Below are 24669 nucleotides of genomic sequence, written 5' to 3'. Positions count from 1 at the left end.
TGTTCCACGAGCGCACGAAACCCTTTGCCTAGGGTGTAACCCGTTATAATCTTGGTTCGCCTTAGTAGTACGAGCGCCCGTGATGGACATTCACTACCAGACTTGGCTCCCTTCCGCTCATCTGCAGCCCTTCATCCGGGAGCTGCTGCTGCTGGACGTCACGGCCGCCCCGGGGGAAGTGGTGCCGGCCAAGGCCATGGCGGCCAATACGGAGCAATGCCTGGTGTTTTATCTGCGCGGGCAGGTCACGGCGGTTCACCCCGCATCGGGCACGACGGCCGTGTACGCCCCGACCGTGCTCAATGGCACCCAGTCCGCCCGGTTCGATTTCTACATCAGCGCCCGGTTTCGCATGCTGTCGGTGCAGTTCCAGCCGGGCGTGCTGGCCAAGTTTCTGCGCGTGCCCTTGCCCGAATTCACCAACGCGCGCATCGACGCGGAAGCGGTGCTGGCGGCCGAGATTCGGCAGGTGCAGGAACAGCTGGTCAATGCCCCCACCTATGCGGCCCTCGGGGAGCTGGTCGAGGCGTACCTCTGGCGGCGTATTCAGCGCCTGCGCCTGGACTTTCAGCCTTTCGATCGGGCGCTGCGCGCGCTGGCCGCTCAGCCGCAAGGCTACTCGCTTGACCAGCTGGCGCACGATGCCTGCCTGTCGGTGAGCCAAGTGGAGCGGCGGTTTGTGCAACAGCTCGGGGTGGGGCCCAAGCTCTACGGGCGCATCAGTCGCTTCAGCCAGGCCCATGCCCTAAAACAAGTCCACCCCGAGTGGGACTGGCTGCACGTGGCGGTCGCCTGCGGCTACTACGATTACCAGCATTTGGTGAAGGACTTCCGGCAGTTTGGTTACGCCACCCCGCCCGCCTTGCTGCTGGCCCAAGCGCAGGCCCCGGACCGCCTGGCGCGACCAGCCCGCTGAACTTGCGGATTTTTTACCACTAGGCCGGCTGCACTTATGGGTAGGTTTAGGCATTCATTTATCTTAAGCTGACCGTACCATGAACAAGCTAGTTAGCGGAAGCATCGCCCTGCTCCTGTCCGCCGCCCCGGCGGGGGCCCAGCACCAAGACGAGCCCGAAATTCGCCGGCTCGAAGAACTTGAAATTACGAGCGTGCAGCGGGGTGATACCGCCGCCCTATTCCGGCTCTGGCACCCGGAGTTCGTGGTCAACAACCCCTACAACCAGGTGGTGACGCGGCCCCAGATCCTGGCCTTCATCCGCCAGGGCCAGCTCGACTACTCGACCGTCCAGCGCGTAGTCGAGAAAGTAACCATCGTCGAGCCCGTGGCCATTGCCATGGGGCATGAAATTGTGACACCGCAACGCGCCACCGCCTTCGCGGGTAAGGTAGAAACCCGCCAATACACCAACGTGTGGCTGAAAACGAAAGCCGGCTGGCGGCTAACGGCCCGGCAAGCCAGTATTGTGGTGGTAAAGTAGGCGGGGCATGTGGGCAACCCTGGTGCTGGCACTTACTGGTCTGCCGCTTCGCTCCGGCAGCTAGTCCGGCGGCCAGATGGGCAACGCGCGGCCGAATGGGCTGTGCCCCTGCTGCGCGGCTGCCGCTGCGGGTAGGCTTATGTTCACTTACTAAAAGCCCCCGGCTAGTTGGTTCTCTTCCCGGCCCAGCCGGCGATGACCCCACTGAGCTGTCGAGCAGTCTATACTTTCGTGGGGGTGCACCAGCGCCCACGAACCCACCGCTAAAAAACTCCTCTTACAGAACGCAAAGCTGGGCTGCCGGAAGCCGTCAAATGGCTGTAGCAGCAGCTGAATGCCGCGTCAGCCGGCTCGCGGACACCCCCAGAACACCGCTCGCCCTGAGTCCCCTTCCGCTGGGGCACCGCCACACCTCGAGCCCCTACCGGCCGTGCACCCATTACAGGGCTGATCAACGACCACCGTTCGCGCGCGGAGGGCGGCCAGGTCAAACACCCGGATGTGCTGCACGGGGCTGGCCCCCGTCAGCTCCAGCATCTGACTGAAGTCGCAGTCACAGAGCCTCCCGTCCCAGCTGCCGGCAAGCGGGGTGCAACATATCACGCCCGCGGCGGCCACCGGGTTGAAGGCGTTCACCAGTTTCTCATGTACCCCGCCTAGCTGCCCGACTCCAGCAGCGGAATAACAAGATCGGAGCTCCCCAGTTCGTTTCGGCTTGAACCGGGGGCTACGCGGCCCAGCCCGGAGGGGCTGCTTTGGGTTCCACCTCAAACCGCAGGCAAATACGTACTCCTGGTCCAGGCTCAAAAGATAGCGTGCCATTCAGCTGCTCGCTCAGGCCCCGGATCATGGTCAGACCCAGCGTCCGGCTACTATTTACTTTCAATCCTGGGGGCAACCCGACCCCATCATCCGCCAGGCGCAACTCGTAGTCGTTCGTAGCCGTCTGCGTCAAACTAATGGCAATGCTACCTTCTTGTCCGTCGGGGAAAGCGTACTTGAGCGAGTTGGTTACGGCTTCGTTGATAATCAGGCCGAGCGGCGTGGCAACGGTTACATCTAGCTCAATGGCCGCCACGTCCAGGCAAGTTTGCACTAGCTCTTCACAATCGAAGGAGGCGACTAGGTGCTCCACAATTTCCCGGATGTACTCCTGCATGTTCACGCGGGCAATATTCTGGGCCTGGTAGAGCTTCTGGTGAATCAGGGCCATGGCCTGAATGCGGTTCTGACTTTCGCGAATGATGGCCAGCGTATGCTCGTCGCGCAAGTAATCGGTCTGCGAAGCTAGCAGTTCGTTGACAATCTGAAGGTTGTTTTTCACCCGGTGGTGGATTTCCTTGAGCATCCACTCCTTTTCCACTAAAAGGCCTTCTTTTTCCGCCAGCACCTGCTCTAGCGCCTGGTTTTTGTGGTCAATTTCGCGCTGCTGACCTTCCAGCAGAAGGTTGCTGCGCTGCTTCAGTCGGTACCGGTTGTAACCTAGGCCGAGCAGCAGCAGGAGCAGCCCGGAGCTGGCCAGCACGGCGTTGCGCTGCGTTTGCTGCCGCGCGATGTTAGCCTGTTGCACTTGAGTCTGTTTGGTCAGCAGAGCAATGCGCTGTTCCCGCTTCTCCGTTTCAAACTGCACCTGGGTCAGGGCCATTTGCTTGCTATTCCTCTCCGTGAAGATGCTGTCGGTAAGCTCCTTGTAGCGTTTGTAGTGCGCAATAGCTGGCAACAGGTGGCCCTGCGCCGAATCGGCCCGGTAGAGCAGCAAGTTGGTGTTGGCCAGGTTCGGCATATTGCCCACCTGCTCCACGGCTACCACGGCTTTCTTCAGCACGGCTTCCGCTTTGGTGTAGTCGCGCGTAGCTAGGTAATACTTACCGAGGGTTCGGTACACCCTAGCCTGGATGTGGTAATTATCGCGCAAGAGGTCAGTTTGCAGCAGGCGAAGCAGCTGTGCGGCGCTGGTCCGTGCCTGGGCGTATTGCTTTAGGCCGAGGTAGGATTGGGTGAGGCCATCCGCCAGCATGAGGCGGGAGTAGTCGTCTTGGGGCGGGTGCGCCTGGCGCTGCCGCATAAGCAGCGCCAGGGCCTGTCCGGGCTCGTTCACCAAAATCAGGTTGTGCACGATGGCCGAGGTGCTCTCCGTAATCCCGAAGGTGCTGTGGATGCTTTCTGAATTGCGCAGAGCTAGCCGGTAATAGTCAATGGCTTTTCGGCGCTGATTTAAGTGGGCGTACACATCGGCCACTCGTGCGTAGAAGGTTGCCAGTGAGACGGTATCGTGGGTGGCAGTGGCGCTGCGCACCGCGGCCAAGGTGAAGCGCAGTGCCTCCGGATAATCGCCGAGCACGTCGCTGGTGATGCCGAGCAGGTCGTAAGTGTAGTGCAAGAGCGGGTAGCCGTTGCGCCGGTACAACGAGAGAACACGCTGTAGCTCCTGCCGGGCCAAGCGCAGCCTACCTTGCTGAAAGTGGATGTCGGCCATTTCCTTCAAACTCCGCCCTTCCACTTGCGGCTGGCGCACCGCGCGGGCTAGGCTAGCCGCTTTCGTATAGTATTGCAGGCGGCGGGCCGAGTCGGCGGGCGTGTTATACGTTTCGCCCAGCATATACCACCCTACCGCCGCCCGGGCAGTGTCGGACTGCTGCTCACTCCGGGCCAGGCCTTGCGCGGCAGCTTCACGCGCCTTAGGACCGTTGGTGTCGCGTAAGAAGCAGAAGGCCAAAGCGTAGTCGCTTTCAATCTGACCGGCCACGTAGCCGAGCTGACGGCTCAACGCCTGCGCCTGCCGGGCGTAGGCCACCGCCGTGTCCGCCGGATTATCAGAGTAGTACGCACGGCTCACAAGGTCGCGGCTCAGGGCGACCAACACGTTTACGCGACTGGTATCGGCCGGGCCGCGCCGTAGCTTCTGCCGCAGTGTCTCGATGCGGTGCTGCGCCAGCGCCGGATAGAAAGGCTCGGCCTTACTAGTAGTAGCAGCGGCAAGCAACAGCAACAGTACTAAGTACTTCATACAAATAGCACAGCATCTGGCCAGGGTACTGGCGAGCAGCCAGTCTTGGCTTTACTCAACTAACGTAGCCCCTCTCTTATACCTTACCAAATAGGTCGTTGAGGGCTTCCGTCATGGAGGGATGAATATAGATATTGTCGCGTAGAACCTCGTAGCGCACGCCAGCCTTCATGGCTAGCTGCACAGTGTTGATGACTTCACCTGCGTCGGCGCAGAACAGCGTGCACCCTAGGATGCGGCCGGTACCTTCTTCTATCACGGCTTTGAGCAGCCCGACGGGCTCTTGCAGCACTTGTGCCCGCGTGATGGCGGCGGCCGGCATAGTGGCTACCCGCACTTGGTAGCCCTGGGCGCGGGCCTCCCGCTCGCGCAGGCCCACGTGGGCCAGCGGCGGAGTCAGGAACACGGTAGAGGCCACGTGCTGGCGGTCGGCGGTGGTGCGCTGGCCGGCGCCGAACAGCTGGTCGCGCACGATGCGGTAGTCGTCGAGGGAAATGTAGGTAAACTGGGGGCCGCCGTTCACGTCGCCCAGCGCCCAGATGTGGGGCACGTTGGTTTGCAGCCGCTCGTTCACTTGGATAAAGCCGCGCGCGTCCTGGGTTACGCCGGCGGCGGGCAGGTTGAGGCTCGCTACCACCGGCTCACGGCCTACGGCCACCAGAACGGCTGAGGCCGATAGGCGCTGGGTGGCCCCTTGGGCATCTTGCAGCACCACGGTGTCGTGGGCGATGCCGGGTTCAATTTGCTGCACCTGCACGCCTTCCAGGAAGGTAATACCCTTGCTTTCCAGCATTTGCCGAATGGCGGCGGCCATGTCCTCGTCTTCGTGGGGCAGCAACCTAGGGCCACTTTCCAATACCGTGACGGCCGCGCCAAACTGGGCGTACATGCTGGCAAACTCCAGCCCGATAAATCCGCCGCCGATGATAACCAGCCGCTCAGGCAGCACGGTTTGCTCCATGAGGCTGGTGCTGGTGAACACCCGCTGGCTTTCGCGCAGACCCGGGATGGGCGGCAGGCGCGGCACGGCGCCGGTATTGATGAAGATGTGGTCAGCCTCCACCAGCACTTCTTCGTCCGTTTCGAGCAGGTGCACGCGCACTTGGCGCTCGTTCACGAACGCGGCCTGGCCTAGCAGCAGCGTGGCCTCGGGGTGGCTGGTGAGGTTAGCTAGGTTGCGCCCGCGCAGAAAGGAGGTCAGGCGGTTCTTTTCGGCAATGGCCTCCGCGTAGGGCCGCCCTGTTTCAGCGCTATGTACCAGCGACTTGGTCGGAATGCAGGCGATGTTGATGCAGGTGCCACCGTACATCTGGGCCGACTGCTCCACCAGCGCCACCTGCCAGCCTTGCGCGGCCAGAAAGCCGGCCAGCGTCTTCCCCGCTTTGCCAAAACCGATGATAAGTGCCTGATAGTGTCGGATGTCAGAAGCCATTGCCATTGCGTGAAAGAATTGCTGATAGCTAAGCTATTGCAGAAAGGATTTTTGTCCATCATACCGCGCTCAGTATGATGGTTATGTAGGTGGCGCTATTTTGTTAAAGCGGGATCAATGACGTTGGCGTCGAACTCTGGATTCAACTTTTTATAGAGCGGCGTGGGTTCCACCGCCATGAACAGTTCCAGAGTGGGGCCAACAACCAACTCTAGCAAGTGGCCGCCGCGCACGCTGCCGTCGGGGGCGGCTAGGTTCAGGTGAGAATGCGGCGCCGGCTTGCCGTTGAGCACGGCAATGTCGCCGGTCAGCGACGTCACCTCGACAGGCTCGGTGATGGGAATGACCTTGAACTGCTTGCGGCTGTAGTCGTACACGCCAATCTGGGCCGAGAGGGCATCGCCAATGGCCTGGTAATGCGCACTTTTGACGTTGTACTTCTGCGCAAATTCCATCAGGCCCGACATCACCTCATCGCCCTTGCTGAAAACCAGGACGTAGGTTTTGACTTGCCCGCTGGTGCTCAGCAGCTTTACCTTCATGCCGGGCGCCTTGCCCAGTTCCACGGGCTTGCCCGACGCGGGCGATACATATTCTTGCGCTTCGGCGCAGAGGCTAGCCCCAGCAACGAGCAGCGCGGTGGTAATGAGGCGGGTAAACAGCGTCTTCTTCATGATAAGGTATGGGTTACGTGATGTCCTCCCATACGGCAAGCACGGCAGCAGGTGGGCCTGTACACCTTGAAGCCAAGCAGTATAACTGGCACCTACCCCTAGGCCTAGGGGCCCGCCCCACCGAAAGCGGCCTAGCAGGACTGGCCTAGGGGCTAGAGGTACTTGCCCAGATTCATCTCCACGTCGCCGGGCTGGTGCAGGCCTTTTTCAAGCAGAGCTTTGATGCGCTTTTGCACGTGCGGCGTCGCCAGCGACTGGAAGAAGCGCGTCTGCGTGTCCATCAAATGCTCGTTTTTAGGTAGCTCTGCGCGCTCGTTGAGGGCAGCCTTAATAGCGGCAATAGCTGGCTTATCGAACGAGGCAATTCGCCGGGCCAGGTGATCCACGAAGCCGTCTAGTTCAGCATCCGGCAGTGCGCGGTTGACCCAGCCGTACTGGGCCGCCGTGTCGGCGTCGTAGTCTTCGCCGCTCACAAGGATTTCCAGCGCCCGGGCCTTGCCGGTGAGCAGGTGCAGGCGCTCTAGGCCCCCGCCGCCCGGAAACGAGCCAATACCCACTTCGGGCTGGCCTAGAATAGCTTTTTCCTTGCTAGCGAAGCGCATATCAAAGGCCTGGGCAAACTCGCTCCCGAGGCCCCGTGCCCGACCCCGGATGACGGCAATGCTCGCGAAAGGCGCCTGCTCCAGCCGCTTGGCAATATCGGGCCAGGAAGCCGACAGGCCGGTGCGGCCGGGCCCCTTGGGGTAGTCACCGGGGTTGATGAGCTCAGCGTGGGCAATGAAGAAGTCTGGGTTGGCGCTTTCAAACACCACCACTTGCAGGGCCTCGTTGGCTTCCAGCTCGTTCATCAGCGGTATCAGTTGACGCGAAAACTCGCCGTCGAACACGTTGATGGGCGGGTGGTTAAACGAGACTTTCCAATACGTCGGGCTGATTTTGTCGATGGCAAAAATCATGAGAGCAAGGGAATTATGGGTGGAAGGCACTGCCGCGGCAGCATGGTGCGGCTGTCACAACTTGCGGCCGCGACAGTGCCTTGCCTAGACGATTTTGTTTTCAAGGGTAAGTGCTACCCGCCTACCCTAGGTACTTCTGCAACTCGGCGGCGGCGTGCACAAACAGCGACTTGGTAGCGGGCACCTCGGCCAGGCCGTTGAGCAGGCCAAAGTCGTGAATCATGCCGTTGTAGCGAATGGTGGTAGCGGGCACGCCGGCCTCGCTGAGCTTGCGGCCGTAGGCTTCGCCTTCTTCGCGCAGCACGTCGTTTTCGGCCACCTGGATGAGCGCCGGCGGCAAGCCTTGCAGTTGCTCCAGGGTAGCGTGCAGCGGCGAGGCGTAGGGCTGGGTGCGCTGGGCCGGGTCGGTGATGTACATGTCGTACATCCACTTCATCAGCGGCGTGGTCAGGAAGCGGTCTTGGCCGAAAAGCTGGTACGATTCGGTTTCGAAATCAGCATCCACGATGGGCCACATCAGGATTTGCAGCTTGATGTGGGGGCCGCCTTTCTCCTTGGCTTGCAGGGTCGTAACGGCCGTCATGTTGCCGCCCACGCTGTTGCCCACCACGGCTAGGTTCGTGCCGTCGACGTTAATTTCCGCACCGTTCTCCGCCACCCATTTCGTAGCCGCGTAGATTTCGTTGATGGCCTGCGGAAACTGCGCGTCCGGCGTGCGGGTGTACTCCACGAACACCGCGGCGAAGCCCGACAGGACAACCAAATCGCGCACCATGCGCTTATGAGTGGGGAAGTCGCCGAGCACCCAGCCGCCACCGTGAATGAAGATGAACACGGGTAGCACCGTATCGGCCGTGCCCGTGGGGCGCACGATGTACAGCGGCACGGTGTAGCCGTCTTGCTCAATTGTTTTCTGCGTGACTTCAATGCCCGATAGGTCCACATCGACGCTGGCCTGAGCGCCTTCCAGCACCTTGCGGGCGTCGAGGGGGGCTAGGGTTTCGAGGCCGGGGCTGCCGTTGTTCAGGCCCTTGAGAAAGGTAATAACCTGCGGGTCGAGGTTCGGGTCGGTGGCGAAGTCGCGCACTTGGGGAGCGGTGATTTCAGCAGTGGCGTTCATGATGCGAGGGTTAAGTAGCGAAACAAGTATTTACAAACCAACTAGTTGTCTTCTGATTACGCAGGCAAGAAAGGCTACAGCGTCACGACTACCTTACCCTGGGTTTTGCCGCTTTCCACTTGGCGGAGGGCGTCGGGCAGCTGCTCGAAAGGCAGCGCCAGCGACACGTGGGCACGCAGACGGCCATCAGCCAGGCGGTCGGCCAGCTGCTGCATCTGCGCGCCGCTGGACTCTACCAGGAACGCCGTGGCCGTTGCCCCGCGCTGCTCGGCCAGACTGCTGGCTTCGGGCGTCATGCCGAGGATGCTCACGAGGCGGCCGCCGGACTTGAGCACAGCAGCCGAGCGGACGAGGTTCGGCCCGCCGACAGTGTCGAGCACCACGTCCACGGGCGGCAGCACTTCCTCGAAGCGCACTTGGGTGTAGTCGAGGTGCTCATCGACGCCGAGCGATAACACAAACTCGCGCTTGGCCACCGACGAAGTACCGATGACGTAGGCCCCTAGATCCTTGGCCAGCTGCACCGCAAAGTGCCCTACCCCGCCCGCGGCGGCATGGATGAGCACCCGCTGGCCCGGCTGCACGTTGGCCTTGGTCACCAGGGCCTGCCAGGCGGTGAGGGCCGCCAGCGTGGCCGCTACCGCTTCTTCGTGGCTGATGCTCGCAGGCTTGTGGGCTAGGTGGGCGGCCGGCGCGGCCACGTACTCGGCGTAAGCGCGGCCGTGGCCGGGAAAGTTGACCATGCCAAATACTTCGTCGCCGGGCTTGAATTGCGTTACCTCGGCCCCGACCTGCGTGACGATGCCCGAAATATCCCAGCCCGGTATCAGCGGCTGCTCGTCCTTGAGGCGGCCGTACATGCCTGAGCCGTGGGTAGTTTTCACGTCGACGGGGTTCAGGCTGATGGCTTTTACTTGCACCAGCACGTCGGTGGCTCCTAGGCTGGGCGTGGGCAAGGTGGTAGGGTGCAGGCTATCGGGGCCAGTAGTGCCCGTCAGGATGAAAGCATTCATAGATGAAACGTTGGGGCGTTGAGCAGTATAAGCACGGCAGATAACAGGGCGCCGCGCAATACAAATCGGGAAATCATGCAGCCGGGAAGGGTGGCGCTTGGCTAGGCTACATCTGCTTGCTCAGTTTCCAAAGCCTGTGCCACCGGCCAACCCTTTCCACCCTTGGAAGCAGCACCCGCACTGATTACTTATTGATAACCAGTAATTTATTGCCAAAAAGCAGCTCTAAGCGGGTACTAAGCAACCTAGCTACCTCCAATAGTTCGCTTAGTACTTATTGGATATTCTCCAATAGAATGGAGTGGCTCCTACTTCCGCGCGGGGCGGCCTACCAGTGAGTCGGCCTTTTAGAGGTGATTAAGTCGAGGTTGCCGAGGCCTCTCTGTTGCTCCGACAAGCTCAGCATGACGGCCTAGGTCTTCTGAACAACACGCCCTTCTTGCTCGCATGGCCACCGTGCGGCTCCATTCTGTTGGAGAATATCCAATAAACCCCGACCAGCTTGTTGGAGGCTGCCATGCTCGGCCAAGTACCCCTAGCAGTTGGAAGTGCTGATTTTGAGGCCCTAGAATGATTTTGGAGTTCACCACCTAGGTAGCCGGTACAGACTTTGGAACGGGGCAAGCGGCAGTCGGCCCAACCACAGGCGGTCGGCACTCAGCCTTCATCCTCACTTTTTCAGCAGCAAGCATGCACACGCAACAAGTAGCCCTCATCACGGGGGCCAATCGGGGCATCGGATTCGAAACCGCCAAGCAGCTCGGCGAGCAGGGTATCACGGTGGTACTGGCCGCCCGCCAGCTCGCCGCCGCGCAGGATGCCGCCGCCCAGCTTAAAGGCCTAGGCCTCGACGCCCACGGCATTCAGCTCGACGTAACCAAGCCCGCCGAACGCGCGGCCGCCGCGCAGTTCCTGACCGACACCCTAGGTCGGCTCGACGTTCTCATCAACAATGCCGGCGCCATCCCGAAGGAGACGCTGTTCGTGCCCCGCACCATCGAAACTACCCCCGAGGAGTTTCAGGAAATCTTCGATACCAACCTATTTTCGGTGGTGGCCCTTACGCGCGAGGTGCTGCCGCTACTGCGCCAAAGCCCAGCCGGCCGCATCGTGAACCTATCCAGCAACCTAGGTTCGCTCACCGAGCACGCGCAGCCCGGCAACCCGCTCGGGCCCTTCCAGGTGCTGTCGTACTGCGCCTCCAAGGTGGCCCTCAATATGTTCACGGTGCTGCTGGCCCACGAATTAGCCGATACTAACATCAAAGTCAACTCGGCCCACCCCGGCTGGGTGAAAACTGAAATCGGGGGCGGCGACGTGGCCCAGCTCACCGTGCCCGAAGGCAGCCGCACCAGCGTGGAACTAGCCCTGCTCGGCGCCGATGGCCCCACTGGGCACTTCGTGCACCTAGGCCAGGACTTGCCCTGGTAAGCTCGAAAGCTGTTATTTTAAGTCTCCAGAACGGTCGTGCGGAGCTTGCCGAAGCATCTCTACCGCAGTCCTAACTCCTACTTGGGAGGCCGAAGCGGCAGAGATGCTTCGGCAAGCTCCGCATGACTGTTAGCATATATTTTATCCGACTACCTAAATTCAGCTGCCTGCCAACTTCTTGTTTAAGCAAGTAGCTTTCTGCACCAACGCTATGCAACCAACGCTCGAACTTTCGCCGCTGCCTTCTTTGCTCATCGTCGAAGACGAGTTTGTGATTGCCAACGGGTTGCGGCGCATTCTGGAGAAGGAAGGCTACGAGGTAACGGGAGTGGCCATATCGGTGGCTAAGGCCAAGGCGCTGGTTGTCGAGCAACGCCCTAGCATCGTGCTGCTCGACATCTTTCTGAAGGGCGACGAAACGGGCATCGACCTAGCCTACTGGCTGAAGGAGCAGGATATTCCGTTCGTATTTCTCTCGGCCAACCTGACCGACAGCGTGCTGGAAGCCGCGAAAATAACCGAGCCGTACGGCTTCCTGAACAAGCCCTTTCGCGAAAAAGACGTGCTGACAACGCTGGAAATTGCCCGCTACCGCCACGCCCACAGCGCCGAAGCCAAGCTGCGGCAGCAGCAGGGCATTCAGATGGCCGTCAACAACGCGCTGGTTTCGCTGCACGACCGCCACCAGCTGTGCCTAGCTATTGCCGCTCAGCTCAATAAAGTGGTACCGTTCAGCATGTTCAGCTTGCGCCTGGCCCTCCCCGAAGAGTCGGTATACTACTGGGTGACGCTGCAAAAAACACCCACCGGCGACTTCGAGCGGGTGCTGGTGCCGATGCTAGCCCGCCGCGAAGCCATCCAGGAGTTTCAGCAGAAGCTGGCGCAGGCGCCGGCCGCGCCGCCTAGGCCAGCGGGCCTATTCACGGGCGAGGCGCTGGCCGATTTGTGCGCCCACTACCCGCCGGCCCAAATTAGCCACGACCACTTTGGCATGCAGTCACTGGCCTTGTTTCCGGTGACTCTGCAGCAGCGCCGCTCCTTTACTACTATCGAGCTGGCTTGCACGGAGCCGCAAGGCTTCACGCCCAAGGACTACGCCGCCGTGGAATTGATTATTCCGCAGATTGTACTGGCGCTCGACAACCTGCTGGCCAGCGAGGAAATCGAGGCTCGTCGCCAGCTGAAAGCCGCCGAGCTGGCCGTGGTGCGGGCCTTCCAAAACGGCAAGAACGTGGCCGAAACCACCAGCCAGGTAGCCGCCGCCATTCACGAGCTCATGCCCATCGATTACCTGAGCATCTATTGGTCAGGCAGCTCGTTGGCGGAAGCAACCGTGGAGCGAGAAGGCAACGTTTTTGGGCCGCTACCGGCCGCGAAGCTGGCACTGCCCGAAGAAGCCGCGTCGGCGGAATGGCGACAAGCCCTGACGGCCATTCCTGCTTGCCTGAGTAGCCCTACGCTAAACGTGGGCGAGCAGCAGGAAGCCCTGCGCGAGCGTGACATTGTCACTCGCTATTATTCCACCCTGCTGGAAATTAAGTCTTCTATGTCGGTGCCGGTGGCCCTCAAGGGGGCGGCCTCGGCGGCCCTGGTAGTGGCTAGTAAGGTAGCCTTTGCCTTCACCGAGCGCGACCTACGTACCCTGCAAGACCTAGCCGAGCAGGTAGCACTAGTGCTAGAAAATTTGCTGGCCTTCGAGCGCATCAAGACCCTGAGCGAGCAGCTGGAGCGGGAAAACAGCTACCTGCTGGAGGAAATCAAGACCAGTCACAACTTCGAGGAAATTATCGGCACGAGCCCGGCCATGCTTAACATATTCAACAGCCTCGGCCAGGTGGCGCCCACCGACTACACGGTGCTGGTGCTGGGCGAAACCGGTACGGGCAAGGAACTGATTGCAAGGGCCGTACACAACCTATCGGGGCGTAAAGACCGCACGATGGTGAAGGTAAACTGCGCCGCCCTCCCCGCCCAACTCATCGAATCGGAGCTGTTTGGACACGAAAAAGGCAGCTATACCGGGGCCACCGACCAGCGCATTGGCAAGTTTGAGCTAGCCCACAAAAGCAGCATTTTCCTGGATGAAATCGGCGAGCTGCCGCTGGAGCTGCAAGCCAAGCTGCTGCGCGTGCTGCAAGAAGGTGAGATTGAGCGCCTAGGCGGTAAGGGCACCATTCACGTGGATGTGCGCGTCATTGCCGCCACCAACCGCAACCTGCTGCAAGAAGTAGCCGCGGGCCGCTTCCGCTCCGACCTCTACTACCGCCTCAACGTGTTTCCGGTGATCGTGCCGCCCCTGCGCGAGCGGCAGGAGGATATTCTGCCCCTAACCACGCACTTCCTTCAGAAAATCAGCAAGAAGCTAGGGAAGGCGTTCACGGGCCTCTCGCAGGCTACGCTGCAACAGCTGCGTCAGTACCCGTGGCCCGGCAACATTCGGGAATTGGAGCACGTGCTGGAGCGGGCCGCCATTCTTTCCCGCACCACCACCCTGGAGCTAGCCGAGCCGCTGCAACTACCCCCAGCGCCACCCTCCCCGGCCCCCAAGGAGCCCGCTGCCCGACTGGCGCAGCCCCTGGACGAAGCCATGCGCGAAACCATCCTGGCCGCCCTGGCACAGACGCATTACCGCATCCGGGGCGCAGGCGGCGCGGCCGAGCTGCTCGATATCAAGCCCACCACGCTGGAAGCGCGCATGAAAAAGCTGAAGATTATTCCAGCGAGCTAGCTTGTAGTCTTTATCAAGCATAGTATCAGAGTAATCCGTGATTTATCAGGCTTCGTCTGGCATGCGCCGGTTGAAGCCTCGCCGCGTTTCTTACCTATTGCCTACCCGACCTTATCCGGCACTTGTCCGGCTCAAAGGGCCCTTTAGCCCGTTCGGCTTATAAACAAAGGGGCTCTTTTCCTTGAGGTATAGACCTGATTACAGGTTGGTAATAAGATCTTCTTGGCTCTCCCTGGGCTTATCAACCTGATAGGGGGGACCGAAACCATAGTAGCTAGGCTACGCATCTTATTCTAGGCCTGCTCCGGCCTACGCTCCAACAAGTTGGAGTAACTCCAAAAATTCTGCTCTGCTCAATCCATTGGAGTTGCGGGTGGTGGGAGGCAATACACTGTTTATTGGGGACAAAAAGGCGGTTTGGAGGCGTCTGAGGCATTGTGTGTGCGCCTAGGCCTTCTGGCACGGGGCCCGTGGTACAGTCATTGGATTGAGTTAAGCACAGCAACGCTCGGCTTCCACTGGCCCTACTGGCCCCAGGAAGCGGCTTACCGGGCACCGGACTGCTGCTTACTCCTATCCTGATGAGGCTCTCTATTCCCTTTTCCGTACTGGACCTTTCATACCGCAGCCAGGGCCATACGTTGGTGGCCCGCTGGCGGGAGCAGCCGGGCAGCGACGAAGAATACATCGCCAGCTACCGCCAGGTGCTGGCCGCGGCCGTGCAGCGCCAGTGCCGCTTTTGGCTGCTCGACATGCGCCGCTGCGCCAACAACTGCCCCCGCTTGCCCCAGTGGCTGCTGCAAGAGTTTTGCCCCGAGGTAATAGCCTCCTTCCGGACCTCGCAGCAGGTGTACGGCGCCTACCTGGTTTTCCCATCCCACGTGCCCTACTACACTGATATCGTGCTGCCCACGCTGGCCCACCCTGCCAATACCGGCTACCGGGCCGCCGCCTTCATCGACGAGGGCCTGACCACTACTTGGATTCGCAACCAACAGTAACACGCCAGTAGGTCGGCGCACTCCGCTTCTTCTCTCCGCTTACTTCCCACCCATGAAACAAAAAGTATGGCTCATTACCGGAGCCAGCAAGGGCCTAGGTTTTGAAATCACGAAGGCGGCCTTGGCCTCAGGCGACCGGGTAATTGCCACGGTCCGCCGCGAGCCTGGCGCCTTGGCTGGCACCCTGCAGCACCACACCAACTTATTCACGGCTCAGATGGACGTGACCGACGAAGCCCAGGTGCAACAAGCTGTTCGCCAGGGCGTGGCTCACTTCGGGCGACTCGATGTGGTGGTCAACAACGCCGGCTACGGCCTGGTGGCCGCCCTCGAAGAAGCCACCGACGCGGAGGTGCGCCAGCAGTACGACACCAACGTGTTTGGGGTGCTGAACGTGGTGCGCGCTGTGCTGCCCATCATGCGCCAGCAGCGGGCCGGCTACCTGATTAATATCTCGTCCATTGATGCGCACGGGGCCTTTCCCGGCTGGGGCGTGTACGGCTCCACCAAGTTTGCGCTGGAAGGCATTTCCAGGGGCCTAGCCGTGGAGCTAGCCCCGTTCGGGATTCAAGTCACGGCCATTTCGCCGGGGCTGTTCCGCACCGGTTTCCTCGGGCCGGAGTCGCGGCAGGTGGCCAGCCGCCCCATTGCCGACTACGACGCCACGGCCGTAGGCGACATGCGCGCCGATGCCCGCCACTTGTTCAGCAACGAGCCGGGCGACCCCAAGAAGCTAGCTCGCGTGGTGGTTGACCTGGCCCGCACCGCGCAGCCGCCCGCTCACCTGCTGCTGGGCAAAGATGCCGTGCTCTTCTACCAAGCCAACGTGGAAAGCATGATGACGGAACTGGAGCAGTGGCTGCCCATTTCCATCAGCACCGACCTCGATGGGCGACGCTGAGCACCTATTCAACTTTTTCAACCTACTCAACCACAGCACCATGAACGACTTACTCGCCCGCACCCTAGAGGCCCACGGGGGCCTGACCCGTTGGAATGAACTAAAAACCCTCTCGGCGCACCTCACGCAGGGCGGCATCTTGTGGGGGCTGAAAGGCCACGCCGGCATGCTCGACGAGGTCAACGTCACCGTCGATTTGCACCAGCCCTGGACCTCGCACGCGCCCTTCGGCGCCCCCAACCGCCGCACCGCCGTCACGCCCAACCAGGTAGTGATTGAAACGACCGACGGCACGCTGATAGAGGTGCTGGATTCCCCGAGGGCCTCCTTTGCCGGCTACGGCCTAGAAACGCCGTGGAGCGACACGCAACTAGCCTACTTCGTGGGCTACGCCATGTGGAACTACCTCACGGCCCCATTCAGCTTCGCGCTGCCCGGCTTCGAGGTGGCGGAGCTAGGCCCCTGGGAAGAAGCCGGTCAGACGCTGCGCCGCCTGCAAGTGACCTTCCCGGAGAATGTGGCCACCCACAACCCGGTGCAAACCTTTTACATCGCCCCGGATGGCCTGCTCTGGCGCCACGATTACAACGTGGATATCAACGGCGGCACCCCCGCCGTGCACTACTTCGCCGACCACGTCATGGTAGCGGGCATTACGCTGCCTACCCAGCACCGCATTTACCTCCGCAATGAGGATCTAGGCCACAGCCCCGAGCCGCTGGTAGTAGCCATCGACCTGAGCAACATCGTGCTGCAGTAGGGCCTGGTCACCAAGCAAGCCACGTGCTTAATCACTTTACCACCAGCTGTTACCATGACTACCCCTGCCACTCCCGTGCTGGACACCGCCGGCACTGTCTACCCCGAGTTTGCGACCATTGCCGGCCTGCGCATTCGGTACGCCCACAGCCCCAGGGCCGGGGCCGATACCGTGCTGCTGTTAAGCCCCTGGCCCGAGAGCCTGCTGGCCTTCCGCCCCATCTGGGACACGCTGGCGGCTGAGTTTGCCCTCCTGGCCATCGACCTGCCCGGCTTCGGCCTTTCGGAAGGCCGGCCCGAGTTGATGTCGCCGCGGACTATGGGGCAGTTTCTCATTGAGCTGAACGCCCACTTCGGCCTGACCCAGCCCCACGCCATTGCCCCCGACGTAGCTAGTCCGTCGGTGCTGTTTGCTGAAGCCCTGCAGCCCGGCACCTTCCGCAGCCTGTTCATCGGCAGTGGTGCCTGCTCATTTCCGCTGATTGTGGATGGGGTGCTGAAGCAGATTATCGAGGCCGAGTCGCTGGATATGTTTCGGGCGCTGGATACCGATGCCATCGTGCTGAACTCGCTCAGCGAGATAAAGGCCTACTACACGCTGCCCGACGCCATTGTGGCCGACTACCTGGCCGCCGCGGCCGACGGGCGCTTCGTGGAGGCCATGAACTTCGTACGAGCCTACAAAACGGACCTGCCCGCCCTAGCCCCGCAGTTGCCCGCGCTGCACACGCCGGTGCACATCGTCAGCGGCCGCCACGACCCGAACGTACCCGTAGCCGACGCCGAGGCGCTGCACCGCCAGCTCCCTAACAGCACCCTTACCGTGCTCGACTGCGGGCATTACACCTGGGAAGAGGAAGCCGATACCTACGCCCGCCTGGCCCTGAACTGGCTGCGCGGCGGCTACCAACATCGGCCTTACACCGCCGCCACGGAAACCGTCATTGCTATTAAGCACCAGGCCATCAAGCTACAGCGCCGCTTTGAAGACGTGACGGCAGCGCTCGAAAGCCTGCTCGGCCGCATTGATGAAGCTAGCCTGGCGTTGGCCGCCACCAATCCCGCCCAGGCCGAGCAGCAGCTCGCCAGGCTGGGCGGCTATGAGAACCTGATTCTCTTTCAGATTCAAGACCACGGCACGCTGCTGCGACTGCGCGGCGCCGCCCACAAAGCCAAGCAGTACGTGCTGGGCAACCCGCTCATCGCGCTGCAAATGACCCAGCACGACCTGCGCGCTGCCCTCTATGCCCCGCTACGCCTGCTGGTGTACGAGACCACCGACCAGCAGGTGTGGGCCGAATACGACCTGCCATCCTCCCTTTTCGGACAGTTCCAGAATGAAGCTGTGACGACAGTGGCCCTAGGCCTCGATGAGAAGCTGCGCCGGCTGCTGCACCGCGCCGATACGCCCACTGACGAGCAGTAAGCTGCCCGCAGCTCCACGAAACACTACACTCCCTAACTATCCTTTTTGCCATGGCAACCCCGGAAACCTACACCCACGAAACCGCGCCCACGCAGTACGTCGACGTGAACGGCGTGCCCTTCGCCTACCGCACCTTCGGCAAAGCCGACGGCCTGCCCCTGATTTTCCTGCAACACTTCACTGGCACCATGGACAACTGGGACCCGCTAGTGACCAATGGCCTAGCCCAGAACCACCGCGTCGTGCTTTTCGACCAGGCTGGCGTGGGCAACTCCGGTGGCCAAACACCCACCACCGTGGCCCAGATGACCCGCGACGCCTACGATTTCATCCGAGCCCTAGGTTTCGAGAAAGTGGATTTGCTGGGTTTCTCGCTGGGCAACTTCATCGCGCAGCAGCTGGTGCTCGACCACCCTGGCCTAGCCCGCCGCCTGGTGCTGGCCGGTGGGGCGCCCGCGGGTCAGGGCGCCGAGGAGTTTAAGTACGTGACAAGCAACCTAGGGGGCAAGTCGCCGAAGGACATCCTGCTCTACCTGTTCTTTGCCGACACGGCCAGCAGCCAGCAGCAGGGCGAAGCCTTCGTGCAGCGCCTGCAACGCCGCACCACCGACCGCGACACACCCAGCACGCCCCAGGTGTTCCAGGCCCAGTACCAGGCCATCGTGAACTGGTGCACCACACCCGAACCCTCCCTTGACCGCCTAGCCGAAATCAAGCAGCCCGCCCTGGTGGTGCAAGGCAACAACGACACCATGTTCCCGACCCGGCAGTCGGTGCTGCTGTTCGAGAAGCTACCTAATGCCCAGCTCAGCCTCTACCCCGATTCCAGCCACGGTTCGCTATTCCAACACGCCCGCCTCTTCGTGGAGCAGGTGAGCTACTTCCTGCAAGCCGAGGACTGAGCTGTCTAGCTTAGGAAGGATGTCTTGAGAATATAAAAGAACGGTCATGCTGAGCTTGTCGAAGCGTCTCTACCGCTTCGACTGTCTCCCACTTTTCTTTTTTAAGGAGAGGAGCTGGGGGGTAAGGCGCACAAGGCGAGCGTCAGCACGCGAGATGTCTCGACTTCGCTCGACATGACGCCCTACAGAAGTCCAACAAAGCAGTAGAGATGCTTCGACAAGCTCAGCATGACGGCCTAGGTATCCCGAATACCATTTCCCCGCTTCCTTATGCCCCAACTACTCCCGCTCGATACCGCCCTGCTGGACCGCATTCCCGTCTTTCAGCACCTACCGCTGACCGTGCTTGATTGGCTAACGCAGCATGGGGAGCTGCGCCAGTACGCTCCCGACGAAGTCATTGCCGCCGCGGGTAGCTTGGCCGACAGTCTGCACGCCGTAGTAGCGGGCGAAATGCACTACTACAGCCAGATGGACGGGCAGCCGGCGCACCTATTTCGCGTCGAGCAGGGGCAGGTGGGCGGCGTGCTGCCGTATTCGCGGTTTCAGGTGTACCAGGGGCAGGTGGTAGCCGTGGGCGAAACGCAGGTGTACGCCCTGCCCCGCGGCCAGTTCGCGAAGCTGGAGCAGGTGAGCCCCGAGCTGGTGCAGCGCCTGGTGAGCCTGATGAATGACCGCGCCCGCGACTACGTGCGCCTACAGGAGCGCGACGACAAGCTGCGCGCCCTGGGCAAGCTCTCGGCTGGCCTCTCGCACGAGCTCAACAACCCCGCGGCGGCCATCAGCCGGGCCTCGGCCTCGTTAGTGGGCACGCTACAGGGTACGCCTCAGCTGTTGCAACGCCTGCTGGCAGCCTGCCCTTCCGACGAAGCCGTAGCCGCCCTGCTGGCGTTGGCTACCTTGCCGGCCACACCCGTCCCTAGCCTATCGGCGCTGCAAGCTGCCGACCGCGAAGAGGAGCTGGCTGACTGGCTTGAAATGCAAGGCAGCCCTGACGGCTACGCCCTAGCGCCCGGCTTGCTCGAAGCGGGCCTGACGGTCGAGGCCCTGGCTCCCGTAGCGGCCCAACTGCCGGCCGAGGCCCGAGCGGTGGCGTTTAGCTGGCTCAGCGGCCACCTTACGGCCCTGCGCCTGGGCCAGGAAATAGCCGAGGCCAGCCGCCGCATCAGCACCCTGGTGGGCGACGTGAAGGTGTACTCGCACATGGACCGCGCCCAGGATCGCGAAAAGCTGGACGTAACCACCGGCCTGGAAAGTACCCTGCACATGTTTGCCTTTGCCCTGCGCCAGAAGAATGTGCGCCTCACTCGTCACTACGCCCCCGACCTGCCCCCGGTGCTAGCCCAGGCCGGCGCCCTCAACCAGGTGTGGACCAACCTCATCGACAACGCCCTCGACGCGTTGCCCGAGCAGGGCGGCGAGCTGCGCATCAGCGCCGTGCGCCAGCAGGATTTCGTGCGCATCGGCATCGAGGACAACGGCTCGGGTATCGCGCCCGAGGTGCTCAGCCACATTTTCGAGCCCTTCTTCACTACCAAGCCGCCCGGCCAGGGCAGCGGGCAGGGCTTGGACATTGCCTGCCGCATCATCCGGGAGCACGGCGGCCGGCTGACGGCTACTTCTGAGAAGGGCCGCACCGAGTTTGTCGCCTGCCTGCCCGTGGCTTCCTAAATCCTTCTTCCCAAGCTGCCCCGATGAAAAAGCCTATTATTCTCACCGTCGACGATGACCCGCAAGTGCTGGCCAGCATTGCGCGCGACCTGCGCCAGGAGTTTCGCCGCGACTACCGCATCCTGCCCGTGGGGTCGGGGCCGGCGGCTCTGGCGACGCTGAACGAGCTGCGCGTCCGGGCCGAGCCGCTGGCCTTGGTGCTAGCCGACCAGCGCATGCCCGAGGTGGAAGGCGTGGAAGTACTGGCCCACGCCCGCACGTTGTTTCCGGAGGCTAAGCGTGTGCTGCTCACGGCCTATGCCGACACCTCAGCCGCCATCCGAGCCATCAACGCAGCCCAGCTCGACCACTACTTCCTCAAGCCCTGGGACCCGCCCGAGCAGCTGCTCTACCCCACCCTGCACGATTTGCTCCGCAGCTGGCAGGCCACCTACCGGCCAGCATTTGAGGGACTGCGGCTGATTGGCTTTCAATGGTCGCCCCGCTCGCACGAGCTCAAGGATTTTCTTAGCGGTTACCTGGTGGCCTACCAGTGGCTCGACTTCGAGAAGGACGCCGAGTCCAGCACCTTGCTAACCGCTCAGGGTCTAGGTGCCGACGACCTACCCGTACTGCTCTATGCTGACGGCCAAGTGGCCACCAAGCCCGACAAATACGACGTAGCCCGCCACCTAGGCCTGCCCACCGCCGCGCAGCAGGAGTTGTACGACGTGGTCATTATTGGGGCAGGGCCGGCGGGACTGGCCGCGGCCGTTTATGGCGCATCGGAGGGGCTGAAGACATTGCTGATTGAAAAGCAGTCGTTTGGTGGGCAGGCCGGCTCGTCGTCGCGCATCGAAAACTACCTAGGTTTTCCCACGGGCCTGAGCGGCGCCGATCTGGCCTACCGGGCCTGGACGCAGGCCACCCGCCTCGGAGCCGAGCTCATTGCCCCGCAGGAAGTAGTGGCGCTACGGGTGCAGGACGGCTACAAGGTACTGACCCTGAAAGACCAAGCGGAGGTGCGGGCGCGGGCCGTGATACTGACGACGGGCGTGAGCTACCGCACCCTCGACGCGCCGGGCCTGGCGCGGCTGAGCGGCGCGGGCGTGTACTACGGCTCGGCCCGCACCGAGGCCCACCTGTGCCAGGACCAGCCGGTGTACATCATTGGTGGGGGCAACTCGGCGGGGCAGGCGGCCATGTTTTTGTCGGCCTACGCCTCGCGGGTGTACGTCGTGATTCGCGGGGCGAGCCTGGAGGCCAGCATGTCGACCTACCTCATCGAGCAGCTGCGCCAGACGCCTAACATCGAGGTGCTGTCCAATACGCAAGTGGTAGAAGCCTGCGGCGGACAGTCGCTCGACGCCGTGGTGCTGCAGCACGACGGCCAAGCGCCCGAAAAGCACCCGGCCCGCGCCCTGTTCGTCTTCATCGGGGCCAAGCCTAGCACCGAGTGGATTTGCGACCTCGCCCTCTGCGACGCCAAAGGCTACCTGCTCACCGGCCGCGACTTGGTAGCCGACCCACGCTACGCCACCCACTGGAAGCTCTCCCGCGAGCCTTTCCTGCTCGAAACCTGCGTGCCGGGCCTCTTCGCCGCCGGCGACGGGCGAGCCGGCGCCATGGCCCGGGTGGCCTCGGCCGTGGGCGAGGGCAGCATGGCCATCAAGTTCGTGCATCAATACCTGAGCGAGTAGCCAACCTAGGCCTCCATTTTTTCTTCAATCCTTTTTCCAACCAACTCATGCAAACGACTTCGCTTACCGTTTCAGCCCCCAACCAATTCATTGAGCGCAACGGGCGCCGCCTGGCGTACCGCCGCTTTGGCGCGGGTCAACCCATCTTATTTTGTAACCGCTTCCGCGGCGACCTGGACACCTGGGACCCAGCCTTCCTAGATGCGCTGGCGGCGCAGGGCTTCGACATCATCATCTTCGACTATAGTGGGCTAGGCCTCTCCACCGGCGAACGGACCTACAACCCCCTCGTGCTGGCCAAGGACGTTATCGATCTGCTCGACGCCCTGGAGCTGCCGCAGGTAGTGTTGGGTGGCTGGTCGGTAGGCGGCCTGGTGGCGCAGGTGGTATTTGCCACGGCCCCGCAGCGCCTCTCGCACCTGGTGTTGTTGGGCACCAACCCGCCCGGCGAGCTGCCGAAAATGGCGGAGCAGTTGTTCTACGACCTAGCCGGCAAGCCCGAAAACGACTTCGACGATTACGTGCAGCTGTTTTTCGAGCCTCGCTCCGCCGCCAGTCGCCAAGCCGCCGCCGACTCCTTCGCCCGCCTGCAGCTGCGCCAGACCGAGCGCAGCGTACCCGTATCAGGCGAGTGGGCCGGCAGCCTGCTGGCTGCTACGGGCGGCAAGCCGCGCAGCAATTTCTTCCCGGCCCCGGCCGTACTAGAGGCCCTCAAGCACACCACCCTGCCCATCCTGCACATCGGCGGCGACCATGATATTTCCTTCCCGGTCGAGAACTGGTACGCCCTCAACGAGCAACTTCCGACCATGCAGCTGCACACCTTCCCGCAAGCCGGCCACGGTCCGCACCAGCAGTACCCCGAAGCTAGCGCCCAGACCATTGCCACCTTCGTGCGCACCGCCACTGCTACGCCGCAACCAGCCGCGGTTCAAAGCCAGACTGTTGCCTCCTAGTGTATCGGAACGCTCTTAAAGAGTTAATCAACTACTTCAATGAAAGTTGTCCAATACACTGAATTCGGTGATTACGACCGCCTGCAGGTGGTGGAAGCTCCCGCTCCGCAACTGGCCCCTGGTCAAATGCTCGTCCGAATGACAGCAGCGGCTGTCAACCCCGTGGACGATTTTGTGCGCCGGGGGCTTCATCGCACGGCCCGGCAGCTGCCCCACATACCAGGCAATGAGGGTGTTGGTATTGTCGTGACTGGTACGGCAGACCTCCCCGCTGGTACGCGCGTATTGGTGCTGCCCAACCTGCTCAGCGGAGGACTGCGAGGAGTGGCAGGGGCCGGAACCTGGCAGGAATTGCTAGTGCTAAGCCCCGCGGAGGTGGCACCGGCGCCGGCGCAGCTTAGCGACGAAGCCGCCGCAGGTTTTAGTGTGGCCTACCTCTCGGCGCAGTTGAGCTTGGAAAAAGCTGGTTTCAAGGCCGGTCACCGGGTATTGGCCCTGGGAATAGGCGGGGCGGTCGGCAACGCGGCGGTCCAACTGGCACGTGCCCAAGGGGCGGCCCAGGTTATTAGCACGGCTGGCTCGTCAGCCAAGGCGGAGCAGGCCCGGCAGGCAGGCTATGAGCACGTTATCGATTTATCGCAAGAAAGCCTGACGACCGGAGTAGCTCGCCTCACGGACGGGGCCGGCGTGGATGTGGTAGTTGACAGCCTAGGTGGTACGCTCACGGGCCCCTCCTTAAGCGCACTGCGGGCCGGTGGCAGCTTAGTGGTAATTGGCTACGCGGCTGGGACAGAGGCAACCGTTACCATCACAGACTTTGTCTGGAAGAAGATTGCCATGTATGGCACCTCTATGGGCGGTCGAGAACCCGGTACCTACCAGCATTTATTTGAGCAGTTTGCGCCGCTGGTGCAAGCAGGCGCGCTGCAGCCACTATTTGCCCGGTCGTTTCCCCTAGCCGAGGTAGCGGAAGCTCAGCGGTACCTGCAGGAAGAACGGCCCTTTGGAAAAGTGGTGCTTACTTTTTGAAGAACGCAGTTAAGTAAAGAACCTATTTTTAGTAAGGGAAATCACCAGCTGCACACCTTTCCGCAGGCCGGGCACGGTCCGCACCAGCAGTACCCCGAGGCCAGCGCCCAGACCATTGCCTATATTGTCAATTATAATGTCCACGCCACCATATGTGTCGTGGGTGGCTTGGGCCAAGTGGTCTACCTGGTGCGGCTGGGTTAAATCGGCTGCCATAAACTGATTCGCCAACTCGGTTTCACCGGGATGCTGGCGGGCAGTAATAATTACCTGGGAGCCTGCTTGGCTTAACTTGTCCGCAATGGATTTGGTGCCGCCCGTCACCAACGCCGTAGGCCCGTTGGCCCCTGGTGCTTGGGGCGGCAAGCGGACTTGTCCTTCCCGGTGCTGCACGTGCAAGCCCGGGGAAGCCACAGGTCCGCGCCGGTTAACCTAACCCTTCTTCTCTCCTATCCTTCGTTCCGGAAAAGGCCTGCTCGCGCTCGTTGCCGTAACCGCCGGAGACTTTGCCAACCCGCAACCGGACAGATTGCAGCCGGTACTGC

At 61.9% G+C, this 24669-nt stretch carries 21 protein-coding genes; 13 read left to right on the top strand and 8 right to left on the bottom strand.

Annotation, left to right across the window (positions count from 1 at the left end; genetic code table 11):
- The first annotated feature begins 82 nt into the window (after positions 1 to 82).
- Both EU556_RS24710 and EU556_RS24705 read left to right on the top strand, forming a co-directional pair.
- Positions 83 to 916 carry a helix-turn-helix domain-containing protein gene (locus EU556_RS24710; protein WP_135436926.1) on the top strand — a complete coding sequence of 278 codons (834 nt, stop codon included), beginning with the start codon at positions 83 to 85 and terminating at the stop codon, positions 914 to 916.
- 79 nt (positions 917 to 995) lie between these two features.
- On the top strand, positions 996 to 1439 hold the full coding sequence (locus EU556_RS24705) for a nuclear transport factor 2 family protein (protein ID WP_135436925.1): 444 nt from the start codon (positions 996 to 998) through the stop codon (positions 1437 to 1439).
- Positions 1440 to 1781: 342 nt separating this feature from the next.
- Here EU556_RS24705 and EU556_RS24700 read toward each other — a convergent pair whose 3' ends face one another.
- The 7 genes from EU556_RS24700 to EU556_RS24670 form a co-directional block, all read right to left on the bottom strand.
- Positions 1782 to 2261 (bottom strand): DUF3641 domain-containing protein, encoded by a 480-nt coding sequence (locus EU556_RS24700; protein ID WP_135436924.1) that lies wholly within the window; start codon positions 2259 to 2261, stop codon positions 1782 to 1784.
- Positions 2167 to 4446 carry a histidine kinase dimerization/phosphoacceptor domain -containing protein gene (locus EU556_RS24695; RefSeq protein ID WP_135436923.1) on the bottom strand — a complete coding sequence of 760 codons (2280 nt, stop codon included), beginning with the start codon at positions 4444 to 4446 and terminating at the stop codon, positions 2167 to 2169. The genes EU556_RS24700 and EU556_RS24695 overlap by 95 nt, the downstream gene beginning before the upstream one ends.
- Before the next feature lie 76 nt (positions 4447 to 4522).
- On the bottom strand, positions 4523 to 5878 hold the full coding sequence (locus EU556_RS24690) for an FAD-dependent oxidoreductase (protein WP_210116370.1): 1356 nt from the start codon (positions 5876 to 5878) through the stop codon (positions 4523 to 4525).
- Between the two features lie 95 nt (positions 5879 to 5973).
- Positions 5974 to 6552, bottom strand: a complete 579-nt coding sequence (locus EU556_RS24685; protein ID WP_135436922.1) for a PPC domain-containing DNA-binding protein — start codon at positions 6550 to 6552, stop codon at positions 5974 to 5976.
- A gap of 152 nt (positions 6553 to 6704) precedes the next feature.
- A complete protein-coding gene (locus tag EU556_RS24680; RefSeq protein WP_135436921.1) occupies positions 6705 to 7508 on the bottom strand; it encodes an enoyl-CoA hydratase/isomerase family protein in 804 nt (267 codons plus the stop codon).
- A gap of 121 nt (positions 7509 to 7629) precedes the next feature.
- The gene (locus tag EU556_RS24675) at positions 7630 to 8628 is read right to left on the bottom strand and encodes an alpha/beta hydrolase (RefSeq protein ID WP_135436920.1); all 999 of its coding nucleotides are present in this window, start codon (positions 8626 to 8628) and stop codon (positions 7630 to 7632) included.
- Between the two features lie 74 nt (positions 8629 to 8702).
- The gene (locus EU556_RS24670; RefSeq protein WP_135436919.1) at positions 8703 to 9641 is read right to left on the bottom strand and encodes an NADP-dependent oxidoreductase; all 939 of its coding nucleotides are present in this window, start codon (positions 9639 to 9641) and stop codon (positions 8703 to 8705) included.
- Between the two features lie 690 nt (positions 9642 to 10331).
- Between EU556_RS24670 and EU556_RS24665 the strand changes: the two genes are divergently transcribed.
- The 11 genes from EU556_RS24665 (at position 10332) to EU556_RS24615 (ending at position 24124) form a co-directional block, all read left to right on the top strand.
- Positions 10332 to 11072 (top strand): SDR family NAD(P)-dependent oxidoreductase, encoded by a 741-nt coding sequence (locus EU556_RS24665; RefSeq protein ID WP_135436918.1) that lies wholly within the window; start codon positions 10332 to 10334, stop codon positions 11070 to 11072.
- A gap of 211 nt (positions 11073 to 11283) precedes the next feature.
- Complete coding sequence (locus EU556_RS24660; RefSeq protein WP_135436917.1) at positions 11284 to 13800, top strand: sigma 54-interacting transcriptional regulator; 2517 nt, start codon at positions 11284 to 11286, stop codon at positions 13798 to 13800.
- A 581-nt stretch (positions 13801 to 14381) separates the two neighbouring features.
- Positions 14382 to 14801, top strand: coding sequence for a hypothetical protein (locus EU556_RS24655; RefSeq protein WP_135436916.1), 420 nt, complete (start codon positions 14382 to 14384; stop codon positions 14799 to 14801).
- A gap of 52 nt (positions 14802 to 14853) precedes the next feature.
- A complete protein-coding gene (locus tag EU556_RS24650; RefSeq protein WP_135436915.1) occupies positions 14854 to 15702 on the top strand; it encodes an oxidoreductase in 849 nt (282 codons plus the stop codon).
- 40 nt (positions 15703 to 15742) lie between these two features.
- Complete coding sequence (locus tag EU556_RS24645) at positions 15743 to 16462, top strand: hypothetical protein (RefSeq protein ID WP_135436914.1); 720 nt, start codon at positions 15743 to 15745, stop codon at positions 16460 to 16462.
- A gap of 54 nt (positions 16463 to 16516) precedes the next feature.
- On the top strand, positions 16517 to 17887 hold the full coding sequence (locus EU556_RS24640) for an alpha/beta fold hydrolase (protein WP_135436913.1): 1371 nt from the start codon (positions 16517 to 16519) through the stop codon (positions 17885 to 17887).
- Positions 17888 to 17937: 50 nt separating this feature from the next.
- A complete protein-coding gene (locus EU556_RS24635; protein ID WP_135436912.1) occupies positions 17938 to 18789 on the top strand; it encodes an alpha/beta fold hydrolase in 852 nt (283 codons plus the stop codon).
- Positions 18790 to 19059: 270 nt separating this feature from the next.
- Positions 19060 to 20460 carry a sensor histidine kinase gene (locus tag EU556_RS24630; RefSeq protein ID WP_135436911.1) on the top strand — a complete coding sequence of 467 codons (1401 nt, stop codon included), beginning with the start codon at positions 19060 to 19062 and terminating at the stop codon, positions 20458 to 20460.
- Positions 20461 to 20483: 23 nt separating this feature from the next.
- Complete coding sequence (locus tag EU556_RS26795) at positions 20484 to 22139, top strand: FAD-dependent oxidoreductase (protein ID WP_135436910.1); 1656 nt, start codon at positions 20484 to 20486, stop codon at positions 22137 to 22139.
- 47 nt (positions 22140 to 22186) lie between these two features.
- Positions 22187 to 23095 (top strand): alpha/beta fold hydrolase, encoded by a 909-nt coding sequence (locus EU556_RS24620; protein ID WP_135436909.1) that lies wholly within the window; start codon positions 22187 to 22189, stop codon positions 23093 to 23095.
- A gap of 39 nt (positions 23096 to 23134) precedes the next feature.
- Entirely contained in the window at positions 23135 to 24124 is a 990-nt protein-coding gene (locus EU556_RS24615) for a quinone oxidoreductase family protein (RefSeq protein ID WP_135436908.1), read from the top strand.
- A gap of 9 nt (positions 24125 to 24133) precedes the next feature.
- Here EU556_RS24615 and EU556_RS24610 read toward each other — a convergent pair whose 3' ends face one another.
- Positions 24134 to 24538: an SDR family oxidoreductase gene (locus EU556_RS24610; protein WP_135436907.1), complete on the bottom strand. Its 405-nt coding sequence runs from the start codon at positions 24536 to 24538 to the stop codon at positions 24134 to 24136.
- Positions 24539 to 24669 lie beyond the last annotated feature (131 nt).

The sequence above is a fragment of the Hymenobacter fodinae genome (assembly GCF_004745825.1).
Lineage (GTDB): Bacteria > Bacteroidota > Bacteroidia > Cytophagales > Hymenobacteraceae > Hymenobacter > Hymenobacter fodinae.
This window is presented reverse-complemented; position numbering and strand designations above follow the sequence as displayed.